This is a genomic window from Nonomuraea purpurea, from assembly GCF_042650645.1.
Taxonomy (GTDB): domain Bacteria; phylum Actinomycetota; class Actinomycetes; order Streptosporangiales; family Streptosporangiaceae; genus Nonomuraea; species Nonomuraea purpurea.
In genome coordinates this window covers 244,679-266,147 of sequence record NZ_JBHSBI010000010.1, presented here as the reverse complement: position 1 = coordinate 266,147, position 21,469 = coordinate 244,679, and the positions used below count along the sequence as shown (strand labels likewise).

Here is a 21,469-nt window from a genome sequence, read left to right as displayed (position 1 = left end):
CTTTATGACGCGGTCGTCTCCATAGTGCCCGCTGCGTGGGCACGGACCAAACGCGGGGCGATGAGGAAGGCGACGGCCGCGAGGGCGGAGGCGAAGCCGAGGCCGACGGCGTAGTTCGCGCCGGCGGCGGTGAACAGGGCGCCGCCGGTCGCGACGGCCATCACAGTGAACACCGACTCACCGACGCCCACGGCCGCGCTGTTCTGCCCCTCCTCCCCCTTTGCCGACATCTCCAGCACCAGGACGGACACCGTGGGGTGCAGCGCGCCGATGCCGAGCCCGGCGATGCCCATGCCCACGTAGGCCAGCGCGATCGGGACGGAGTCGATCAGCACGAGCGACACCAGGGAGATGCCGACGGTGATCATGGCGGCGCCGCCTCGGATGGCGGTCACGGTGCCGATCGTGCCGCGCCCCTTGAGCCAGGAGCCGGTGGACCAGCCGAGCGCTCCGATCGTCAGGACGATGCCCGCGCCCGTGGGGGTCAGGCCGCGCTCGTTGATCAGCATGAGGGGGATGAGCACCTCGGCGGCCGTCAGAGCGCCGAAGGCCAGGCCGCGCAGCACGGGCGCGGTCGGCAGTCCTGGGGCGGCTCTGAGCGCGCCGGGCAGCAGCAGCCTGGGCAGGGCGACGGCCAGCAGGACGACGCCGGCGAGGAGGAGGGGCAGTCCGGCGAGCTTCAGCGCGCTGCCGTACTGGATGAGCGCGGCGGCGACGGCGGTGAGCGTCGCCCAGGCGAGTTTGCGGCCGAGGCCGGGGGCGGGCCGGGCGATGCCGCTGTCCAGGGCCCGGCCCGTGGTGCCGTGCCAGAGCAGCAGCGCGGCGGGGACGACGATCACGCAGACGCCGAGGAAGATCCAGCGCCAGTCGACGCGCTCGACGACGAACCCGGCGATCGCGGGGCCGACCATCGACGGCACCACCCAGGCGGCCGAGAACAGGGCGAACACCTTGGGGTGCAGCTCTGGCGGGTAAACCCTGGCGACCAGGACGTACAGCGCGACCTGGATCAACCCGGCTCCGAGCCCCTGCACGAACCGGCCCGCGACCAGCACCTCCATGGTCGGCGCGAACCCGGCCAGCAACAGCCCCGCGATGAACGCCGCCACGCCCGCCGCGAGCGGCTGCAGCGGGCCGCGCACGTCGCCCCATCGGCCGCCCAGCACCGTCGCGATCACGCTGGCCGCCAGGGTGGCGCTGAAGGCCAGGTTGTACAGGGGCAGGCCGCCGAGTTCGCGGGCCACGACGGGCATCGCCGTGGCCACCGCCATGGCCTCGAAAGCCGTCAACATCACCAAGGCGATCAGCCCGATGCTGAGCGCCCGGTATTCCTTGGACACCACGCCGGCCACGGGCCGTTCTGCAGTCGTTGTCGTCATGCTCGGCAAGCTATGGCGAAGTACCGGGCGGCACATCGGGCGACAGCCCTAGGCAATTGGGCCTAATGCCCTGTCTGACGTCCTGGCGGCATGCGCGTCTCGATGCCGTCGAGCAGCAGTTCCAGGCCGTAGCGGAAGCGTTCCTCGCCGTCGTCGGCGACGAGGTCGTCCACATGCTTGCTCACGTGCGGGAACCGCCCCGGCGGAAGCGACCGGTAGTAGCCGGCGATCTGGCCGACGAACGACTCGAAGTACTCCTGTCTGTCGGTCATGCCCGCCGCGCGCATGCGGGCGTAGTGCAGGGAGCCCTCGTAGGCGTCGCCGACGATGTAGAGGGAGAGCCGGTCCATCGACAGGGACGCCTCACGCGGGGGCATCCCGGCCTCGATGAGCAGGCCGAAGACGTACTCGCCGGCGCGCAGGGAGTTCTCGCCGGTGGGGATGTTGGCCAGTGCCGCCCGCGCCAGGTCGGCGTGGATGATCAGCACCCGGTGGACCTCCATCGCGTAGGCCCGCAACTGCTCCTTCCAGCGGCTCGGATCGCGTTCGGGCAGCTCGATCTCGCCGAGCACCCGGTCGTAGACGAGCTCGAGCAGTTCCTCCTTGCCGGCCACGTGCGCGTACAGCGAGGCGGGGCCGGTGTCGAGCTCCTGGGCGACACGTCTCATGCTCAGGGCGTCGAGCCCCTCCGCGTCGAGGATCCGCAGCCCGGTCTCGACGATGAGGTCCTGGCTCAACTGCCGCTTGAACTGCGGGGGTTTGCGCGGCCTGCGCCATGGAGGCGCGGGCAGCTCCGCGGCGTCGTGTCCCTTGCGATCCACCATACGAACACTGTACTTGACACGAACGGCGTTCGCCAATAAAACAGTGTTCGTTGACGAACAGCGTTCGTTGCCAAGAACACCGTTTCTAGCAGGGGGTTCTCATGTCAGTCACCGCCTTAACGGCGCCAACCGAGGTCCAGCCCTACCGCCGGCGCTGGATCGCGCTCTTCGTGATCCTGGCCGCCGAGGCCATGGATCTGCTCGACGCGCTCGTCACCGCGATCGCCGCCCCCACCATCCAGCGGGAGCTGGGCGGCTCGGACAGCCTCGTGCAGTGGCTCGGCGCCGGATACACCCTGGCCATGGCCGTCGGATTGATCACCGGCGGCCGGCTCGGCGACCTGTACGGCAGGAAGCGCATGTTCGTGATCGGCGCGCTCGGCTTCACCACCGCCTCCCTGGCCTGCGGCGTCTCGGTCAGCCCAGAGATGCTGATCGCCGGCCGGGTGCTGCAGGGCCTGTTCGGCGCCGTGATGATCCCGCAGGGGCTCGGGCTGATCAAGGAGATGTTCCCGCCGCGGGAGCTGGGCAAGGCCTTCGGCATGTTCGGCCCGGTCATGGCCATCTCCTCCGTCGGCGGCCCGGTGCTGGCCGGATGGCTGGTCGACGCCGACTTCTTCGGCACGGGATGGCGCATGATCTTCCTGATCAACCTGCCGATCGGCCTGGCCGCCGTACTGGCCGGGATGCGTTTCCTGCCCGAACATCGCCTCTCGAACGCCACCAGGCTCGACATCGTCGGCGTGCTGCTCGTGTCGGTGGCCGCGTTCCTGCTGGTCTTCCCGCTCATCCAGGGGCGCGAGCTGGGCTGGCCGGCGTGGACGTTCGTGTCGATGGCCGCCTCGATCGCCGTCTTCGCCGTGTTCGGCCGCTACGAGTCGCGCCGGGCCGCCTCCGGCCGCGATCCGCTCATCACCCCCGGCCTGTTCCGCAAGCGGGCCTTCACCGGCGGGCTGGTGGCCGGGCTCGCGTTCTTCTCCGGCCTGATGGGCTTCGGCCTGGTCTTCAGCCTCTACACCCAGCTCGGGCTCGGCTTCACCCCGCTGCAGGCCGGCCTGGTGGGGCTGCCGCAGGCGCTCGGCGGCGTGGTCGGCTTCGGGCTGGCGATGTCCGGGCTGCAGGAGAAGCTGGGACGCGGGCTGCTGCAGATCGGCACCGGCGTCATGGCGGCCGGGGCGGCCGTGCTGGCGCTGACCATCCACCAGGCCGGGCTCGACGTCAGCGGCTGGCAGCTCTCCCCCGGGCTGGCCCTGGTCGGGGTCGGCATGGGGCTGACCATGGCGCCGTTCTTCGACATCGTGCTCGCCGGCGTCGAACCGCACGAGTCGGGGTCGGCCTCCGGCACGCTGACCGCTGTCCAGCAGCTCGGCGGCGCGCTGGGCACCGCCGTCCTCGGGACGCTCTTCTTCAACCTGCTGGCCGGCAAGTGGGCCTTCGGGGCCGCCATGCAGGTCACGGTCTGGGTTGAGGCCGGGCTGCTGGCGCTGACGTTCGCGCTGTCGTACCTGCTGCCCCGCCGGGCGCGGCCGGACGGTCACGGCGCTTGACCGGCCACGGGGGCGACGGGGGCACGCCGGGGGCGCTGGGCCCCCGGTGTCACACGGGGCCGTGGCCCTCCTGCTGGGACCACGGCGGCGCCGTGCCGACCGTGTTGCGCTCGGCCCACTGGACGATGTCGCGCCGCTCGATCGCGGCCGCCATCAGATCGGGGAAGGCGTCGGGCGTGCACGCGAACGCCGGCACACCCATCGCGGCCAGCGCGGCGGCGTTCTCGTGGTCGTAGAACGGCGCGCCCTCGTCCGACAGCGCCAGCAACACGATCACCTGAACGCCCGCCTGCGTCATCGCCGCCACCCTGCGCAGCATCTCCTGCCGGACGCCGCCCTCGTAGAGGTCGCTGATCAGGATGAAGATCGAGTCGGTGGGCCGCGTGATCAGACCCTGGCTGTAGGCGATGGCCCGGTTGATGTCGGTGCCGCCGCCGAGCTGGGTGCCGAACAGCAGCTCGACCGGATCGTGCAACTGGTCGGTGAGATCCACCACCGAGGTGTCGAACACCACCAGGGACGTCTTGAGCGAGCGCATCGACGCCAGCACCGCGCCGAACACGCTCGAATACACCACCGAGGCCGCCATCGACCCGCTCTGGTCAATGGCGAGCACCACCTCCCGCTGCACCGACCGCTGCCTGCGGGCGTAACCGACCAGCCGTGAGGGCACGACGGTGTTGCGCTCGGGCAGGTAGTTCTTCAGGTTCGCCCGGATCGTACGGTCCCAGTCGATGTCGGCCACCCGCTTGGGCCGGTGCGTCCTGGCCGAACGGTCGAGCGCCCCGGTCACGGCCGCCCTCGTCTTCTGGGCCAGCCGGCGTTCGAGCTCCTCGACCACCTTGCGCACCAGCGCCCTGGCCGACTCGCGGACCTGGTCGGGCATGACGCGGTTGAGCGCCAGCAGGGTGCCGACCAGGTGCACGTCGGGCTCGACCGCCTCCAGCATCTCGGGCTCCAGGAGGAGCCGGGTGAGGTTCAGCTTCTCGATCGCGTCCTTCTGCATGACCTGGACGACCGTGGAGGGGAAGTACGAGCGGATGTCGCCCAGCCAGCGGGCCACCCGCGGCGCCGACGCGCCCAGGCCGCCCTCCCTGGCGCCCTGGTCGTAGACGGCCGACAGCGCGGCGTCCATCTGCGCGTCGCGCCCCTGCAGGCCGCACCCGGTGCCGTCGGCCTCACCACCGCCGAGCACCAGCCGCCACCTGCGCATCCGCTCGTCGGTCGCGTTCATCCGCCCACCTCCGTCAAATCCTCGCCCGTCCCCCCGAAGGGACGTCTGCCTTCCGGATGCTCCCCGTTCGTCCCTCTCACGGCCCTCGCCGTCCAGGTGTTCATCCGCGTTCCCGGCCGAGGATCGCCAGGACGGTCGCGACGGCCGGGGCCGCGCGCCGCTCGTCCACGTCCTGCTCGATCTCCCCCTCTTCGCCCTGTCCCGCCGAGTGCAGCCGCTCCCCGATGGCGCGGCGTTCGGGGACCTCGAAGCCGCCGAACGTCCGGCGCAGCAGCGGCAGCACGTCGGTGAACTGGTCCGCGGACAGCCCGGTCAGCCACCCGTCCACCAGGCCGAGCAGGCGCGGATCGTGCACCAGCAGCAGCCCGCCCCCTGCCAGGAACCCCTCGACCCAGGCGGCGGCCCTGGCCGGGGCCTGGCCCCGCGACATCGCCCTGGACATGCGGTCGGCCGCGTCGCCGAGCTCACCGCAGTCGAGCAGGATGCGGGTGAGCCGCCCTTCGATGAGCCCGTGCAGGTCGGGCCGGTCGCTGATGCCGCGCAACGTGACCAGCCACCGGCTGCGCGGCGAGGCGAGCGCGGCGCCTGCTTGGACCGCCTCTTCATGGCCCTCCGAAGGCTGCCCGGGGGCCTCGCTGAGCAGGGCGACCGCCGCGTGCACCCCGTCCACGTGCTTGAGCAGGCCGGCCGCCGCCTCGTCGTCCAGCCCGCTCACCGCCACCGGCAGCCCGACGCAGATCCGGTCCAGCATCGAGCGCACGATCACCGCCAGCCCCGCCGCCGACGTGGCCCGCACATCGCCGTAGCGGTGGGCCCGCACCATCGCGGGCAGCGCGGCCATCAGATGCGTGACGTCGGTGTCCAGGGCCGCCTTGGCCGACAGGGCCGACAACACCTCGGGCAGCGCCTCCGGCAGGTCGGCCAGTAGGCAGAGCTCGACCAGCGAGGTCAGGTCGGCCAGCGCCGCCGTCTCGGCCCCTGCCAGGTCTCCGGCCCGCCGCGCGGCGGCGGCGACCACGGTGGTGCCCAGGGCGGCGTGCTCGATGAGCGCGAGGTCGTGTTCCGGCCGCCAGCGCAGCGTCCACGTCTCCCTGAACGTGCCCTTCCCCCGCGCCTGCCCCAGCGTCCCCCACTCCACGCCGAGCAGCCGGAGCCGGTGGAGCAGGTGGCTGCGGTCGAGGTCGAGCGGTTTGCGCAGGTCGAGGTCGATCTCGCGGTCGAGGGCCTCGGGTTTGAGCTTCAGCCGCCGCTGCTGGTCGCGCAGGTCGCGCTGGAGCGGCACCATCGGCGTGCCGTCGCTGACGTGGCCGAGCCGGTCGCCGACGACCATGCGCCGCTGGATCAGCTCCACCGCCAGGTCGTCGCCCTCGCACAGCACGGCCCTGGCCGCCTCGGTGACCTCGCCGAGCCCGGCCAGCGGCCTGCCGCGCAGGGCGGCCAGACTGCCGGCCAGGCGTACGGACTCGATCACGTGCGCGGACGACACCGCCAGCCCCTCCTCGCGCAGCACCCCCGCCGCCTCGGCCAGCCACCGCTCCACGGGCCGGTCAGGGGCGGCGAACAGATGGTGGTACCAGCCGGGCGAGGTGATCCCCGCGCCGTACCCGCTCCACGAGGCCAGCCGCCCGTACGTCCACGGCACCCACGTCAGCTCCGCCTTCACCTTCGCCAGCCCGCGCAGAACCGCGTTGTCGGCCGTGACCGACGGCAGCGAGCCGGTGAGCGCGGGCACGTGCCAGGCGCCGCAGATCACCGCGATCCTGCCGAAGCCCTGCTTGACGGCCGCGCGGAGGGTCTTGCGCATGTACGCCTCGCGCCTGGCCTCCCGCTCATCCGGGACGTGGCCGTCGCGCACCGTGGCCATGGCCTCGGCGATCGCCTCGAAGGGGGTGTCGCCTCGGTGTTCGACGACGTCCTCCCACCAGCGTTCAGGATCGTCGTATCCGGCGGCGGCGGCCAGCGAGCCGATGGGATCGGCCCGCATATCCGAAATTTCATCCTCTTTCCGGTCGTCAGCCAGCGAATGAGCCGCCGGCAGATCGCAGAACCGCACGGGGACGCCGGCGGAGACCCCGTACAGGATGGCCTGCCACTCGGGCGAGAACGCCGCGAACGGCCAGAAAGCGGCCCGATCGGCCGCGCCCGGCACATGCGCCAGCAACGCGACGGGCGGCTCCAACTCGGGCGCGAGCGCGACCAGCCCGTCGGCCTCCGGCGGGCCCTCGATGAGGACGGCGTCCGGCCGCAACCGCTCCAACTCGGCACGCACGGCACGCGCGGAGCCGGGACCGTGATGGCGCACCCCCAGCACGGAAACCCTCGCGCCACCGACGACCACCACACTCGCCCGCCCACCGACCACGCCCGGCGCCTCACCGTCGCTCATGAGACCTCGCGGCAGGCGCGGTAGAAGTCGCGCCAATCGGACCGCTCCCGCACCACCGTCTCCAGGTATTCGCGCCACACCACCCGATCGGACACCGGCTCCTGCACCACCGCGCCGACGATCCCGGCGGCCACGTCGGAGGGCCGCAGGACGCCGTCGCCGAAGTGGGCGGCCAGGGCGATGCCGTTGGTGAGCACCGAGATCGCCTCGGCCGTGGACAGGGTGCCGCTCGGCGACTTGACCTTGGTGCGCCCGTCCTCGGTGACCCCCGTGCGCAGCTCGCGGAAGACCGTCACCACCCGCCGGATCTCGTCCATCCCCGTCGTCGTCTCGGGCAGCTCCAAGGCCCGGCCGAGCTGTTGCACCCGGCGCGAGACGATGTCCACCTCCTCCTCGGCGGTGGCGGGGACGGGCAGCACGACCGTGTTGAAGCGGCGGCGCAGCGCGCTGGACAGCTCGTTCACGCCCCGGTCGCGGTCGTTGGCCGTGGCGATGACGTTGAAGCCGCGTTCGGCCTGGACCTCCCGGTTGAGCTCGGGGATCGGCAGCGTCTTCTCCGACAGCACGGTGATCAGCGCGTCCTGGACGTCGGACGGCATCCGCGTCAGCTCCTCGACGCGGGCCACGCGCCCTTCGGCCATCGCCCGCATGACGGGCGACGGGGTCAGCGCCTCGATCGAGGGCCCCTCGGCCAGGAGCCTGGCGTAGTTCCAGCCGTACCGGATGGCCTCCTCCGCCGTCCCGGCCGTGCCCTGCACCAGCAGCGTCGAGTCGCCGCTGATGGCGGCGGCCAGGTGCTCCGACAGCCACGTCTTGGCGGTGCCCGGCACGCCGAGCAGCAGCAGCGCGCGGTCGGTGGCCAGGGTGGCGACGGCGACCTCGACGATGCGGCGGGCGCCCACGTACTTGGGGGTGATGCGCTCTCCGTCGCCCAGGATGTAGGTAGTGACGGCCCACGGCGACAACTTCCATCCCGGCGGCCTGAGCCGGTCATCGTCCTTGGCCAGGACCGCCAACTCCTCGGCGTACTGGTCTTCCGCATGCGGGCGCAGAACGGTCATGAGCCCTCCTTCGCTGTCATCGCTGTTTGAGCTCCCTGTACATGTCGGCACGGAAACGCAGCAGGGCGGCGACCTGCTGGATGGACTCCACGGGCGAATAGCTCTCGGCCAGCGGGAACAGGGCCGGGTCGATGTGCTCGCCCGCCAGTTTGACCAGCTCGCCGAGGTTCCACGGCTGGGTGGCGGCCACCTTGACGATCTTGTGGAGCACGGCCGTGGCCAGACCCTCGTGCCAGGGGGACGAGACGCCGCCCAACACCATGATCAACTGGCTGTCCACGTCATGCTTCTTCACGAACCCCGCGGCGAGCTCCTGTTGCTCGCCGGGCGGGAGCGCTTCGAGCAGATCCGCGATCGGGTCCCACCCGAACATCGCCCGTGCCCACTCGGGATCACGCTGCAGCACCGCCGCGCGCACCCAGGCGGTCTTCACCTCGACGTCCCAGTCGGGGATCTTCATCTGGAGCAGGGTCCGCGGTGGCCGCTCCCAGATCGTCAACGGGGCGCGGGCGATGACCTGCTGCAGCCACCAGGCCCGCTCGCCGATGCCTCTGGGCGGTTTGGCGCGGATGCCGTCGCGTTCCATCGCCTTGTCGCACTCTTGCGGCGCCTCGACGACGATGACGCCGCCGTCGAGGGACACGCAGGCCCGCGCGCGCTCGGCCATGCGCCGGGACATGCGCGACTCGGGCAGGCGGGTGAGCAGGTTGGCGGCCTCCTGGCGCACCTCTCTGCGCCGGTCGTCGAGCGCCTGCTCAAGGAACGGCTCGTCGTCCATGCTCAACCCGTCGGCCAGCACCGCCACGAACTCGGCCCGATCGTCGGGCGTCTCCTGCTCCCACGTGCTCTCCAGGAGGTGCCTGGCCTCGGCGGGCTCGGCCGCCCTGAGGGCACGCAGGTGCGCCCGCCGATCGGCCGCGCCGCCCAGCTCCCAGGTCTCGCCCGTGGGCTCTTCCAGCAGGTACGCCCAGGCGGGGTTGAGCCCGGCCAGCCACCGGCCGCGCTGGCCGGCCAGCACACCCAGATGCACCCGGATCGACCGGTCCCGCCTGCCCGTCTCCAGCAACTCGGGCAGCACATAAGCAGGCACCCTGCAGCCCGTCGCCGCCGCGGCGGCCAGCCACTCGGGCAGCAGCCGTCCGTGCTCGCCGCCCATGATCCGCACCAGCCGCTCGGCCGCCCGCCTGCCCACGGCCCCGCGCTCCTCGCCGGGCGCGCGCCCGGCCTGCTCGTCCTCGCTCTGCCCGCGCCGCCCCGCCCGCCGCCGCGCCACTTCAACGGCCGCGGCTTCGAGCAGATCCCCTTGATACGGCCTGCGATCAGTACCCACCAGCGCCGTCGAGGTCAGCTCCGCCCAGCCCGTCGTACTTGATCGCCGACCTGCGCTCGGAGCCCTGTGACGGATGTCCTCGCTACGCTGCGGATCCGCAGCATCTGATTGCCGAGCTACGCTCGGAGCCCTGTGACGGATGTCCTCGCTACGCTGCGGATCCGTCACAGGATCACCGCCGTTCCTTCTTCGTCCCAGGTTGTCAGGGGGCGCAGGCCCTGCGGCGTCCATTCGACGGCCACCGTCACGGGGTGTCCGCCCGATACGGCGATCAGCCGCCACGGGTCGCGCGCCTTGGGATGCAGGGGGAGCCCGCCCAGGGTGGCGCTGCCGGGCACGACCCCGGACAGCACCAGCGGCCACGAGTCGGTCCACGGGTCGTCGGCCAGCGCCCCGGCCACCTCGTCGAGCGCCTCGTCCGGGGTCATCCCCGGAGGCACGCGCGGGTTGCCGGGCGAGGCGGCTTCCGGGGACGTCGGCGGCTGCTCCGCGACGAGCTCGTCCGGCGAAACGGCGCCGTGGCGGGCGGCGACCAGAGCGCGCAAGGGGGCGGCGCCCGGGTAGAAGGTCAGGTCGGCGTCGATCGTCGTCCCCGTGACCAGGGAGGCGTCCAGCGGCTGGCCAAGGGGAGCGAACGACAGGACCAGCGCGGCCCTGCCCGTGCGACGGCCGCGGAGCCAGACGCGCCTGGCCGTCAGCCGGTCCTGTACGTCGTCGCGCCTCCCGAGCACGTCCCACTGATCGCGCACCACCGGCCTGATCAGCACCTCTTCCCTGGTGACGGGGAACCCGGCGCGGATGAGCACCGTCTGGGCCAGCGGGGCGGGCAGCTCGGCGCGCCGCCGGTAGGCGACGGCGAGGAGGTTGATCAGGGCGTACTCCTCCAGGAGCCGCCCCGGCCAGTGCTCCTCGGAACGCACCTGCGCCAGACGGGAGACGACGCCGGCGACCCCGGGGGCCTGGGCGTCGATGAGGCGCTTGGCCAGGCCGTCCCAGTCGTGCTCTGCCGCCCCCGCCAACCCCTGGCGGACCTGGTCGGCCAGCCACCGCTCCAGCTCGGCCAGCCCGGTGGCGACCCGCGCATGCCGTACGGACTCCGCGCCCCCGTCCACGCGCCCCTTCGCCGCTCCCGCGGCACCGAGCTCTCCGGTGGTCGCACCGCCCGACTGCCCGACGGCCGCCCCCGGCCCTTCCGAACCGGCCGCTCCCGACGCCGGACCACCGGGTTGCGCCGAGCCCACTCCCGGCTCCCCGAGAACCGCCGCCCCCGCCCCTTCCGCAGCGCCGAGCTCTCCAGAAGCCGCGCCGGGCTCTGCGGAAATCGAGCCGCCGAGTTCCCCGGAAGTCGCCTGGGCGGCCTGCTCACGGGCGGCCTCCAGTTTGGCCGCCGCCTTGGCCGCGCGGACCGCGCGCCCCTCCACCCACTCGGCGACCCACGGCGGCACCGCCGCCGCCTCGGGCACCCCGTCGGCGGACCACATGAGCAGCAGCCCCAGCGCGTGTTTGCACGGGAACTTCCTGCTCGGGCAACTGCACCGGTAAGCGGGCTCGGTGAGGTCGACGCACGCCAGGTAGGGCTTGGCCCCGCTGCCCTTGCACTCGCCGTACAACACCGTGCCCGTCGTGCCGCGCGACGACCATTTGGCGGGCGTCGAAACCCCCTGGGCCGCCTTCTGGGACGACGCGTCAGGGGCGAGGGCCAGCACCTGATCACGGCTCCACCGTTCGATCACCTGCCGCAGACTAGCCAGCCGCACCGACATTTCGCGGGCAGTCCGCTACATCCGGAAACACCGGTTTGTCGTACAAGATTGTTGAGCCGCATCGGGCCTAAGATCGGCCAGGTGGAACTACGGACATACCCCGATGGGCCCACCGTTCAGGTGGCGAACGAAGCAGAGGCCATGCGAAGCCCGCTCGACGGGCAGCTCGTCCTCGACGGCACCCGTTTCCTGCGCAGAGACGTCACGGGCGCCCCCGTCGCGTTCGTCGAACGCCCGCCCATCGCCACCGCCCTCGACCTCCTCCCCCACCCGGAGGGCGGCTGGTACCGCGAGACCTGGAGATCGCCCGTCGACGTCCACCCCGACGGCTACCCGGGCCCCCGCGCCGCCGGCACCGCCATCTACTTCCTGCTGAACCCGGGCGAGGAGTCCGTCCCCCACAAGGTCAGATCGGCCGAGATCTGGTTGTGGCACCGGGGCGGCCCGCTCAGCCTGACGATCGGCGACGAGACGATCACGCTGGGCCCGCGCGTGGAGGACGGCGAGGTGCCGCAGGCGGTGGTGCCCGGCGGGGTGTGGCAGTCGGCCCGCCCGGCGGGAACCGAGCCGGTGCTGGTGAGCTGCGTCGTGGCACCGGGCTTCGACTTCGCCGACTTCACGGCCTGAGCATGCCCGGTGTCGAGGCGGCGCTGACGGCCGCGGGCAAGTCGATCGCCGAACGTGCCTTACGCGAATGGCTGGCCACCCGGGGCCAGTCCAAGGACCGCACCTCGGACCTGAAGGACCTCGTCCAGAGCGGCTTTCGCGACCGGCTGGCGCCCAGGAAGCTCGACAACCAGCTCCAGGGCATCGCGCTGGCCGTGGAAGGCAGGCTGGGCAGGCTGGTCGAGCAGGAGTTCGGCGGGCTGGACGAATCCGCGCGGGCCGCCGTCCTGCTGGAGGTCGTCGACGCCCTGCGCGGCGCGGACCTGTCGGACGCGGCGCTGTTCGCGGCCGACGCCGACCCGGCCAAACTCGCCGAGCGCATCGTGACCGCGCTGCCGGACCCTCGGCTCGGCGAGGCGGAGGACCGGCTGTACGCGGTGCTGCTGGCCGAGTCGGTCGACTGCCTGACGGGGATGATACGGCAGCTCCCCCAGTACCTGCCGCGGGCGGCGACGGAGAGCCTGTCCCGGCTGAGCGGCCTGGCGGAGGGCGTGGAGCGGCTGCTGGCCCGCATGCCGCTGCGTACGCTGGAGGCCCCCGAGGGCCGCCAGGACGACGCCGCGTTCGAGCGCCACTACCTCACCTTCGTCAGCCGCACGATGGACGAGGTGGAGCTGTTCGGCGTCCGGGTCGAGAACTACCGCCCGCGCACGTCGCTGAGCGCCGCCTACATCAGCCTCAATGCCTCGACCGGCGAACGCAGGCCGCGCGTCCCCGAACGCCTCGCGATCGCCGCCCTCACCGGCCGCCCGGCGGCCGAGCCGGGCACGGAACGCATCGAGTCGGCCCTGCGCCGCTCCCGGCTCACGCTGCTGCGCGGCGACGCGGGCTCCGGGAAGAGCACGCTGCTGCGCTGGCTGGTCGTCACCGCCGCCAGGGGCGGCTTCGCGGGCGCGCTGTCCGACTGGAACGGCTGCGTCCCCATGATGATCAAGCTCCGCAGCCACTCGACGGGCCGCCTCCCGCCGCCGTCGGCCTTCCTCGACGACGTCGCCCAGGAGGTCGCCGGGCGGATGCCGCGCGGATGGGTGGAGCGGGTGCTGGAGTCAGGGCGCGCCCTGCTGCTGGTGGACGGGGTGGACGAGCTCCTCGTACGGCACCGCCCCGCCGTGCGGGAGTGGCTGTCGCGGCTCCTGGCGGCCTACCCGGCGATACGCGTGGTGGTGACCACCCGGCCGACGGCCGCCGACGCCCGCTGGCTGGCCGACGAGGGGTTCGCGGCGGTGATGCTGGAGCCGATGACGCCCGAGGACCAGCGCGAACTCGTCCGGCAGTGGCACGTGGCGATGCGCGACTGCCCCAGCCTGCCGTGCGCCCCCGACGAGCTGGAGGGCTACGAGGTCGCGCTGCTGGCCAGGATGGAGTCGAACCCGCACCTGGGGGTCGTCGCCTCGACGCCGCTGCTGGCCGCGATGTTGTGCGCGCTCAACCTGGACCGCCGCACGCAGCTCCCGCGCAACCGGATGGGCCTCTACGACGCCGTCCTCAGCCTGCTGCTGGAACGGCGGGACGCCGAGCGCGGCATCGAGGACGAGGTCTCCCTGGACCCCGGCCAGAAGGTGTGGATCCTGCGTGACCTGGCCTGGCGGCTGGTGTCGATGGGCCGCTCGGAGCTGTCGAAGGCCACGGCGCTCAAGAGCGTCGAGCGCAAGCTCGCCCTCATGACCCGCATGCCCTATCCGGCCGCCGACGTGCTCGAACACCTGATCAGACGGAGCGGCGTGCTGCGCGAGCCCGTGCCGGGACGCATCGACTTCGCGCACCGCACCGTCCAGGACTATCTGGCGGCGGGCCAGCTCGTCGAGGACGAGGACGTCGAGGCGGCGATCGAACGGGCGCACCTGGACCAGTGGCGCGAAGTCGTGGTGATGGCCGCGGGACACGCGACCGGGCGCGTGCGCAGAGAACTGCTCGCGGGCCTGCTGGACCGCGCCGACCAGGGCGGGCCGCACGCGCGCAGGCTACGACTGCTGGTGGCCGGCTGCCTGGAGACGATCCAGGAGATCCCGGTCGAGCTGCGCGACAGAATCGAGGCGTGCCTGGCGACGGTGATCCCGCCACGCACCTTCACGGAGGCGAACATCCTGGCCGCGGTGGGCGAGGAAATCCTGCGCCGGCTGCCCGACGACCTGTCGGGTCTGACGGAACGGCAGGCGGCCATGACCGTGCGGACGGCCTGGCTGATCAACGGCGCCGCTGCACTGGACAAGCTGGCCGCCTACGCGGATGACCAGCGTCCGGCGGTGCGCATACAGCTTGAGGAGGGATGGCTCTACTTCGACGCCGTTGCCTACGCACGGCGGGTTCTGGCGACGGCGGAGTCCGTTCTGGTCACCAGCGCTCGGCTCATACGCGGGCTCCGTCAGATGAGCGCGGTAACCCACCTGTCCATCCACCTCGACGAACCCATCGCCGACCTGCGTTTCCTACGAGCCGTGCCGAAGGTGCAGGCCCTGCAGCTGATCGGCCTTGGCACCGAATCCCTGGACGGGCTGGAGTCGTTGCCCGAGCTGAAGGACCTCATGGCGGTGAGCGGGAGGTCGCGCCCCATGAACGTCGAGGTGCTGGGACGACTGCCGCTGCTGAACCGGCTCTGGCTCCAGCCGTTCGAGCTGGACGGGCTGAGCTTCCTTGACCGCGTTCCCCGGCTGCGCGACCTCGGGCTACGCCTGCCATCGCATGACGGCGAGGACTGGGCGGCACCACTGTCACGGCAACACCGAGTGGAGAGGTTGTCGCTAAGAAGGTCGGGCCTGCCAGTGCCACCCGAGGTGTTCGCGGAGATGCGGAAGCTGAAGCGGCTGCTGCTGACCGACGTCACCGGGGTGGCCACCTGCCTGAACGTCCTGGCCGGCCATGGGCTTGCCCTCGACAGCCTGTCCCTCACCAGCACCGATATCGCGGACCTGACCCAGCTCAACACGTTCCCGCTGAGCATGCTCTCCCTGTCCCGGTGCACCGCTCTCTCCGGCCTCGGCCCCTTGGCCGGCCAGCGCCTGCTCACCTACCTGGACCTGGAGGGGTGCGAGCAGGTGGGCGACCTCTCCCCGCTCACGGGCCTGCCCAATCTGAAGACCCTGCACCTGAGGGGCGTGGCCGTCGGCATCGACCTCGGCCCCCTGGCGGGCACCCACGGCCTCACCATCCACATCGGAAAAGGCCAGCAGGTCACGAACGAGCGACTGCTACGCGGCGCCGTCGAGGTGAAGCGCGAATAACCGCCCCGGGCACATCGCCCGTTCCGGCTGACGGCTCCTTGGGTTTTTTGCGGCGGGATGATTGTCTGTCCGAAGGAACTATGAGGAGGGCACTGGTGAGCCGTCAGATCGTTTCCATCGTGGGTGGCAAGGAGGCCGCTTCCGCGACCGCCTACGAATCGACCAATCCCGCCCGCACCGGCGAGGTCGTGGCCCGCGTCGGCCTGGCCGACGCCGAGGTGTTCGCCGCCGCCTGCCGCACCGCCAAGGAGGCCCAGCGCGAGTGGGCCAAGGTGCCGGCGCCGGTGCGCGGGCGGGTGATCGCCTCCATCGGGCGGCTGGTCGAGGCCAACGCGGAGCGGCTGGCGCGCCTGGTGACCGAGGAGATCGGCAAGCCGTACGCCGAGGCGCTCGGCGAGGTGCGGGAGATCGTGGACACCTGCGACTTCTTCCTCGGTGAGGGGCGCAGGTTGTACGGGCAGACGGTCCCGTCGGAGATGCCGGACAAGAACCTGTTCACGTTTAGAAATCCCGTGGGGGTGGCCGCGGTGATCACCGCGGGCAACTTCCCGGTGGCCGTCCCCTCGTGGTATCTGGTCCCTGCGCTGCTGTGTGGCAACGCCGTGGTGTGGAAGCCCGCCGAGTACGCCGCCGCCTCGGCTCACGCGATGTACCGCCTGTTCACCGCCTCCGGCCTGCCCGACGGCGTGCTCAACATCGTCTTCGCCGACGGCGCCGAGACCTTCGAGGGTCTGGAGCGCGCGCTCGACGAGGGCAACGTGCAGAAGGTCGGGTTCACCGGGTCGAGCGAGGTGGGCAGGAAGATCGGGGAGCTGACCGGGCGGCACCTGCAGTCGGCCTGTCTGGAGCTGGGCGGCAAGAACCCGATGGTGGTCATGCCGGACGCCGATCTCGACCTGGCCGTCGAGGGCGCGCTGTTCGCCGGGTTCGGCACGGCGGGTCAGCGCTGCACCAGCCTCGGCACGGTGATCGTGCACGAGAGCGTCCACGACGAGTTTGTGGAGCGTTTCGCCCGTGCCGTGGGCGCGGCCAGGATCGGCGACCCCATGGGGGACGTGCTGGCGGGCCCGCTGCTCGACCAGAAGTTCGCCGACCGGTACGAGGAGTTCCTGACCTGGATCCAGCCCCACCACAAGGTCGTGTCAGGAAATGTCGGGCGGATCTCGAAGGACAACCCGCACGGCGACTTCGACGGCGACCAGGGCCTCTACTACCACCCGGTCATCGTGGACGGTGTCAGGCCGGCCGACCGGATCTTCCTGGAGGAGACCTTCGGCCCGATCGTGGGCGTGACCACGTTCCAGACCCTCGACGAGGCCGTCGAGCTGGCCAACCTGCCCGGCTACGGCCTGTCCAGCTCCATCTACACCACCAACCCCAAGAACGCCTTCGGCTTCCGCGAGGGCGTCTCGGCCGGCATGGTCAGCGTCAACAACTCCACCTCGGGCGCCGAGGCCCACCTGCCGTTCGGCGGCAACGGCAAGTCGGGCAACGGCAGCCGCCAGTCGGGCATGTGGGTACTCGACCAGTTCACCCGCTGGCAGGCGTTGAACTGGGACCACTCGGGGCGGCTGCAGAAGGCGCAGATGGACGTGGCGGAGATCGTCCCGGACCTGGACTTCCGCCTGGCATGAGAAAAGGGCCCCTCGCGAGGGGCCCTTTTCCGGTGGTCGTCAGACCTGGCCGGCCTTCTCCAGGGCCGAGCAGCAGGTGTTGACCAGCAGGCGGGTGACCACGTACGGGTCGACGTTGGCGTTCGGGCGACGGTCTTCGATGTAGCCCTTCTTGTCAACCTCGACCTGCCACGGGATGCGCACGGACGCGCCGCGGTCGGAGACGCCGTAGCTGTACTTGTTCCACGGGGCCGTCTCGTGGGCGCCGGTCAGGCGGCTCTCGATGCCCACGCCGTACTGCGTGATGTGCTCCATCGGCCGGTCGCCCTCGCCGAGCGCCTCGCAGGCGGTGATGATGGCGTCGTAGCCCTCGCGCATGGCCTTGGTGGAGAAGTTGGTGTGCGCGCCGGCGCCGTTCCAGTCGCCGCGGGCGGGCTTGGCGTCCAGCGTGGCCTCCACGCCGAACTCCTCGGCCGTGCGGTAGAGCAGCCAGCGGGCCACCCACATGTGGTCGGACACCTCGAGCGGGCTCGCCGGGCCGATCTGGAACTCCCACTGCCCGGGCATGACCTCGGCGTTGATGCCGGACAGCTTCAGGCCGGCGGCGAGGCAGCGGTCAAGGTGGAGCTCGACGATCTCGCGGCCGAAGATGGCGTCGGCGCCGACACCGCAGTAGTAGGGGCCCTGCGGGGCGGGGAAGCCGCCCTCGGGGAAGCCGAGCGGACGGCTGCCCTTGAAGAAGGTGTACTCCTGCTCGATGCCGAACCAGGACTCCTGGGCGGCGTACCGCTCGGCGATCGGGCGCAGCAGGGCGCGGGAGTTGCTGACGTGCGGGGCGCCGTCGATCTCCTCGACCTCGCACAGGACGAGCACGTTGTCGCCGCCGCGGATCGGGTCGGGGCAGGTGAACACCGGGCGGAGCACGCGGTCCGACGCGTGGCCCTCGGCCTGGTTGGTGCTGGAACCGTCGAAGCCCCAGACCGGAGGCTCGGCCCCGTCGGCGAGGATCCTCGTCTTCGAGCGCAGCAGAGCCGTGGGCTCGGTGCCGTCGATCCAGATGTACTCAGCCTTGTAGCTCACGGCGGTCCTTTCGGGGTGTTTCACAGCCACGCCGAGTCTTACGGACGGCCGTTTCCCCGTTTTTGCCCGGATGTGAACGCCGTGTTAACCAGCAAAGGTTTACCTTTACCCGGTCAGCTCTCCCGTACCGTACCGTCCGCTCCCACGGTGAGCACGGCGTTCGGCCCGGCCGCGCCGCACTCGGGGCCGTTGGGGTGGCGCATCTTGGGCGTGACGTCGAGGGTCCGGTCGAACACCGGCGCGGCCTCGGCGTCGAGCAGCTTCAGCCGGAGGCGCACCGCCCGCGCGGGCAGACCCTGGACGCCGCCGAAGGTGTTCTTGTCCCCTGTCTCGACCGCGGTGGCCGAGCAGGTGTCGCCCGAGCAGGTCGAACCGGCCGCCTTCGTGGACGGCATCAGGTCGGAGCGCACCGGCCGGCAGGAGCCGTCCCAGCACACCTCCATCGACACGGACTGGGCCCGGGCCGCGAGCGGCGCCTGAACGTGCACCGCCACCCCGACGGGGGTGCCCACCAGCGTGCACGGGTGGGTGGAGGAGCAGCCGGCGAGAAGGGCGGCGAGCAGGACGAGTCGGCGCATGCCCTTAAGACGTAAGGCGGCCGTCCTCGGTTCGAGGGCGCGGCCGATGGGGCACGAGAGGCCTTTTGGGGCTGCCGTGATCGGGTACCACCTGCGAAGATGCGAGTTCCTGCCGAGTCGCCCCCCACGGGCCCGCGTGCTTGGAGCGTTGAGTGGACGTGCCCGCTGTCGTGTGGATACTGACGGTCGCCGGGATCGCCGGCCTGCTGGCGTTCGACTTCTTCTTCCATGTGCGCCGCTCCCATGTCCCCACGCTGCGCGAGGCGGCGAACTGGTCGGCGCTTTACGTCGGCATCGCGCTGCTGTTCGGCGCCGGGGTGTGGGTGTTCGGCGGACGCGAGCCCGGCGCGGAGTACTTCGCCGGATACGTCACCGAGAAGGCGTTGTCGGTCGACAACCTGTTCGTCTTCCTCGTCATCATGTCGAGCTTCAAGGTGCCGCGCGCGGACCAGCAGAAGGTGCTGCTGTTCGGCATCGCCTTCTCGCTGGTCGCCAGGAGCGGGTTCATCCTGCTGGGGGCCGCGCTGATCAACACCTTCGCCTGGGTGTTCTACCTGTTCGGCCTCATCCTGCTGCTGACGGCCGGCCACCTGCTGAAGGCCGAGAGCGAGGAGAGCCGCTCCCCCGACAACCTCATGGTCCGCCTGGCCCGGCGGCTGCTGCACACCTCCGACGACTACGACGGCGACAGGCTGTTCACGGTCAGGGACGGCAAACGGGTGATGACGCCGATGCTGCTGGTCATGGTCGCCATCGGCGGGACCGACATCCTGTTCGCCTTCGACTCCATCCCCGCCATCTTCGGCCTGACCCAGAACGTCTACCTGGTCTTCACCGCCACCGCCTTCTCGCTGCTGGGGCTGCGGCAGCTCTACTTCCTCATCGACGGCCTGCTGGACCGGCTGATCTACCTGTCCTACGGCCTGGCGGTGATCCTGGGGTTCATCGGCGTCAAGCTGATCCTGCACGCGCTGCACGAGAACAACGTGCCCTTCATCAACGACGGCGAGCCGGTGAACGTGGCCGAGATCAGCACGGGCCTGTCCCTGTCGGTGATCGTCCTCGTGCTGCTGATCACCGTGGTCGCCTCGCTGACCAGCCCCAAGGGCCGCGCGCGGAACACGGTGTCGGCGGCGCGGCGGCACGCCCAGGAGTACCTCGACGTCGAGCACGACCCGGACGTGCGCGCGAAGCTCTACGACCGGCTGCTCGGCGACGAGGCGCGGCTGAAGGAGCTGCCCGGGAAGTACCGCAGGCAGATCCACGAGGAGGACAGGCTGATGTCGTTGCTGCGCCGCGCCCACGAGGAGCACGCCAGGCAGGGTTAGGAACGCCGGACGGCGGTCAGCGGCGCGGCGATGCTCTCCAGCGAGGCGCGCTCGGCCTTGACCCCGAACAGGATCTCGACCACCCCGGCGAAGACCATCATGGCCGCGCCGAAGCAGTAGCCGTAGAAGAGCCGCGTCGGGTCGGGATGGGCCTGGTCGCCGATGAGGGCGGCGAAGACCGTCGGCCCGAACGCCCCCGCGACCTGCCCGAGCGCGAAGAACAGCGAGATCGCCTGCGCCCGCATCTCGATCGGGAAGATCTCGCTGACCGTCAGGTACGCCGAACTCGCCGCCGCCGAGGCGATGAAGAAGATCACCGACCACAGCACGGTCTGCGTGGTCGCCGTCAGCGCCCCCTGCTTGAACAGCCACCCGGTCACCGCCAGCAGCAGCCCCGAGGTGATGTACGTGCCCGAGATCATCTGCCTGCGCCCCACGGTGTCGAACAGGCGCCCCAGGATCAGCGGCCCGAGCAGGTTGCCCACGGTGAAGGCGAACATGTACTTGGGCACCTCGCCCGCGGGCACCGCGTAGAAGTGGGTGAGCACCAGCGCGTAGGTGAAGAAGATCGCGTTGTAGAGGAACGACTGGCAGATCATCAGCGACGCGCTGAGCACGGACCGCTCGGGGTAGGTGCGAAACAGCGTCCTGGCGACCTGGGCCATCGGCGCGCGGCGTTCTGGGACGACCTCGATGGCCTGCTCGTCGGACAACGGCGGCAGCGCGACGCGGCCCTTGCGCTCGATCTCCCGCTCGATCCCGGCGACGACGCGCTCGGCCTCCTGCTCGCGCCCATGGGTCATCAGCCATCGCGGGCTCTCGGGCAGGTGCCGGCGCAGCCGCCAGATGAGCAGGCCGATGACCGGCCCGACGACGAACCCCAGCCGCCAGGCCAGGTCGGGCGCCAGCGGCCCTCCCGGGTGCAGCAGCACGAACGTGGCGGAGGTGGCCAGCAGCGCGCCGAGCCAGTACGTGCCGTTGACGGCCAGATCGACCCGGCCCCGGTACTGGGAGGGGATCATCTCGTCGATGGCGGAGTTGACGGCCGCGTACTCGCCGCCGATGCCGGCCCCGGCGACGAACCTCAGCGCCAGGAAGCTCCACAGGTCCCACGACAGCGCGGTCAGGCCGCTGGCGAGCAGGTAGATGGCGAGCGTGAGGATGAACAGCTTCCTGCGGCCGAGCCTGTCGGACAGCCAGCCGAAGTACAGCGCCCCGGCCACCTGGCCGACCAGGTAGACGGTGGCCGACAACCCCACCTCGGCGGAGGACAGGCCGAGCGTGTCGGGGCGCTGCAGGAACGCCCCGACGTTGCTGGCGATGGTGATCTCCAGCCCGTCGAGCACCCAGGCGATGCCGAGCGCGATCACCATCCGGGTGTGGAACGCCGACCACGGAAGGCGGTCCATGCGGGCGGGGACCAGGCTGCGAACTACGCTCACAGCCCTTAACTGTAGGTCAT

The 21,469-nt window shown here is 71.3% G+C and carries 15 protein-coding genes; 5 read left to right on the top strand and 10 right to left on the bottom strand.

Annotation, left to right across the window (positions count from 1 at the left end):
- Positions 1-2 precede the first annotated feature (2 nt).
- Positions 3-1,379 carry an MFS transporter gene (locus ACFOY2_RS21650; protein ID WP_379529868.1) on the bottom strand — a complete coding sequence of 459 codons (1,377 nt, stop codon included), beginning with the start codon at positions 1,377-1,379 and terminating at the stop codon, positions 3-5.
- Positions 1,380-1,441: 62 nt separating this feature from the next.
- Complete coding sequence (locus ACFOY2_RS21645) at positions 1,442-2,203, bottom strand: TetR/AcrR family transcriptional regulator (RefSeq protein WP_379529867.1); 762 nt, start codon at positions 2,201-2,203, stop codon at positions 1,442-1,444.
- 101 nt (positions 2,204-2,304) lie between these two features.
- Here ACFOY2_RS21645 and ACFOY2_RS21640 point away from each other — a divergent pair, with 101 nt between their 5' ends.
- Positions 2,305-3,750, top strand: a complete 1,446-nt coding sequence (locus ACFOY2_RS21640) for a DHA2 family efflux MFS transporter permease subunit (protein WP_379529866.1) — start codon at positions 2,305-2,307, stop codon at positions 3,748-3,750.
- 49 nt (positions 3,751-3,799) lie between these two features.
- Here the strand turns inward: ACFOY2_RS21640 and ACFOY2_RS21635 are convergent, their stop codons facing one another.
- The 5 genes from ACFOY2_RS21635 to ACFOY2_RS21615 form a co-directional block, all read right to left on the bottom strand.
- The gene (locus ACFOY2_RS21635; RefSeq protein WP_379529865.1) at positions 3,800-4,984 is read right to left on the bottom strand and encodes a VWA domain-containing protein; all 1,185 of its coding nucleotides are present in this window, start codon (positions 4,982-4,984) and stop codon (positions 3,800-3,802) included.
- 100 nt (positions 4,985-5,084) lie between these two features.
- Positions 5,085-7,370 (bottom strand): DUF5682 family protein, encoded by a 2,286-nt coding sequence (locus tag ACFOY2_RS21630; RefSeq protein WP_379529864.1) that lies wholly within the window; start codon positions 7,368-7,370, stop codon positions 5,085-5,087.
- Positions 7,367-8,431, bottom strand: coding sequence for an ATP-binding protein (locus tag ACFOY2_RS21625; protein ID WP_379529863.1), 1,065 nt, complete (start codon positions 8,429-8,431; stop codon positions 7,367-7,369). Before ACFOY2_RS21625 ends, ACFOY2_RS21630 begins: the two co-directional genes overlap by 4 nt.
- 16 nt (positions 8,432-8,447) lie before the next feature.
- Entirely contained in the window at positions 8,448-9,761 is a 1,314-nt protein-coding gene (locus ACFOY2_RS21620; RefSeq protein ID WP_379529862.1) for a DUF5691 domain-containing protein, read from the bottom strand.
- Between the two features lie 164 nt (positions 9,762-9,925).
- Positions 9,926-11,494 (bottom strand): SWIM zinc finger family protein, encoded by a 1,569-nt coding sequence (locus ACFOY2_RS21615; protein WP_379529861.1) that lies wholly within the window; start codon positions 11,492-11,494, stop codon positions 9,926-9,928.
- Between the two features lie 171 nt (positions 11,495-11,665).
- Here ACFOY2_RS21615 and ACFOY2_RS21610 point away from each other — a divergent pair, with 171 nt between their 5' ends.
- The 3 genes from ACFOY2_RS21610 to ACFOY2_RS21600 all read left to right on the top strand — a co-directional run bounded on the left by ACFOY2_RS21610 (position 11,666) and on the right by ACFOY2_RS21600 (position 17,042).
- Positions 11,666-12,151 (top strand): cupin domain-containing protein, encoded by a 486-nt coding sequence (locus ACFOY2_RS21610; RefSeq protein WP_379529860.1) that lies wholly within the window; start codon positions 11,666-11,668, stop codon positions 12,149-12,151.
- Between the two features lie 2 nt (positions 12,152-12,153).
- Complete coding sequence (locus ACFOY2_RS21605) at positions 12,154-15,408, top strand: NACHT N-terminal Helical domain 1-containing protein (protein WP_379529859.1); 3,255 nt, start codon at positions 12,154-12,156, stop codon at positions 15,406-15,408.
- A gap of 95 nt (positions 15,409-15,503) precedes the next feature.
- Positions 15,504-17,042, top strand: coding sequence for an aldehyde dehydrogenase family protein (locus ACFOY2_RS21600; RefSeq protein WP_379529858.1), 1,539 nt, complete (start codon positions 15,504-15,506; stop codon positions 17,040-17,042).
- A 39-nt stretch (positions 17,043-17,081) separates the two neighbouring features.
- Here the strand turns inward: ACFOY2_RS21600 and glnII are convergent, their stop codons facing one another.
- Positions 17,082-18,101, bottom strand: a complete 1,020-nt coding sequence (glnII, locus tag ACFOY2_RS21595) for a glutamine synthetase (RefSeq protein WP_379529857.1) — start codon at positions 18,099-18,101, stop codon at positions 17,082-17,084.
- Positions 18,102-18,214: 113 nt separating this feature from the next.
- Complete coding sequence (locus ACFOY2_RS21590; RefSeq protein WP_379529856.1) at positions 18,215-18,679, bottom strand: hypothetical protein; 465 nt, start codon at positions 18,677-18,679, stop codon at positions 18,215-18,217.
- A 152-nt stretch (positions 18,680-18,831) separates the two neighbouring features.
- Here ACFOY2_RS21590 and ACFOY2_RS21585 point away from each other — a divergent pair, with 152 nt between their 5' ends.
- The gene (locus ACFOY2_RS21585; RefSeq protein ID WP_379529855.1) at positions 18,832-20,007 is read left to right on the top strand and encodes a TerC family protein; all 1,176 of its coding nucleotides are present in this window, start codon (positions 18,832-18,834) and stop codon (positions 20,005-20,007) included.
- Here ACFOY2_RS21585 and ACFOY2_RS21580 read toward each other — a convergent pair.
- Complete coding sequence (locus tag ACFOY2_RS21580) at positions 20,004-21,449, bottom strand: MFS transporter (protein ID WP_379529854.1); 1,446 nt, start codon at positions 21,447-21,449, stop codon at positions 20,004-20,006. The two genes, ACFOY2_RS21585 and ACFOY2_RS21580, sit on opposite strands and share 4 nt — an antisense overlap.
- Between the last annotated feature and the right edge of the window lie 20 nt (positions 21,450-21,469).

What these genes read in the sequence shown, in the direction of transcription:
- ACFOY2_RS21650 (WP_379529868.1), bottom strand. Translation starts at nt 1,379, where the DNA reads ATGACGACAACGACTGCAGAACGGCCCGTGGCCGGCGTGGTGTCCAAG.
- ACFOY2_RS21645 (WP_379529867.1), bottom strand. Translation starts at nt 2,203, where the DNA reads ATGGTGGATCGCAAGGGACACGACGCCGCGGAGCTGCCCGCGCCTCCA.
- ACFOY2_RS21640 (WP_379529866.1), top strand. Translation starts at nt 2,305, where the DNA reads ATGTCAGTCACCGCCTTAACGGCGCCAACCGAGGTCCAGCCCTACCGC.
- ACFOY2_RS21635 (WP_379529865.1), bottom strand. Translation starts at nt 4,984, where the DNA reads ATGAACGCGACCGACGAGCGGATGCGCAGGTGGCGGCTGGTGCTCGGC.
- ACFOY2_RS21630 (WP_379529864.1), bottom strand. Translation starts at nt 7,370, where the DNA reads ATGAGCGACGGTGAGGCGCCGGGCGTGGTCGGTGGGCGGGCGAGTGTG.
- ACFOY2_RS21625 (WP_379529863.1), bottom strand. Translation starts at nt 8,431, where the DNA reads ATGACCGTTCTGCGCCCGCATGCGGAAGACCAGTACGCCGAGGAGTTG.
- ACFOY2_RS21610 (WP_379529860.1), top strand. Translation starts at nt 11,666, where the DNA reads ATGCGAAGCCCGCTCGACGGGCAGCTCGTCCTCGACGGCACCCGTTTC.
- ACFOY2_RS21605 (WP_379529859.1), top strand. Translation starts at nt 12,154, where the DNA reads ATGCCCGGTGTCGAGGCGGCGCTGACGGCCGCGGGCAAGTCGATCGCC.
- ACFOY2_RS21590 (WP_379529856.1), bottom strand. Translation starts at nt 18,679, where the DNA reads ATGCGCCGACTCGTCCTGCTCGCCGCCCTTCTCGCCGGCTGCTCCTCC.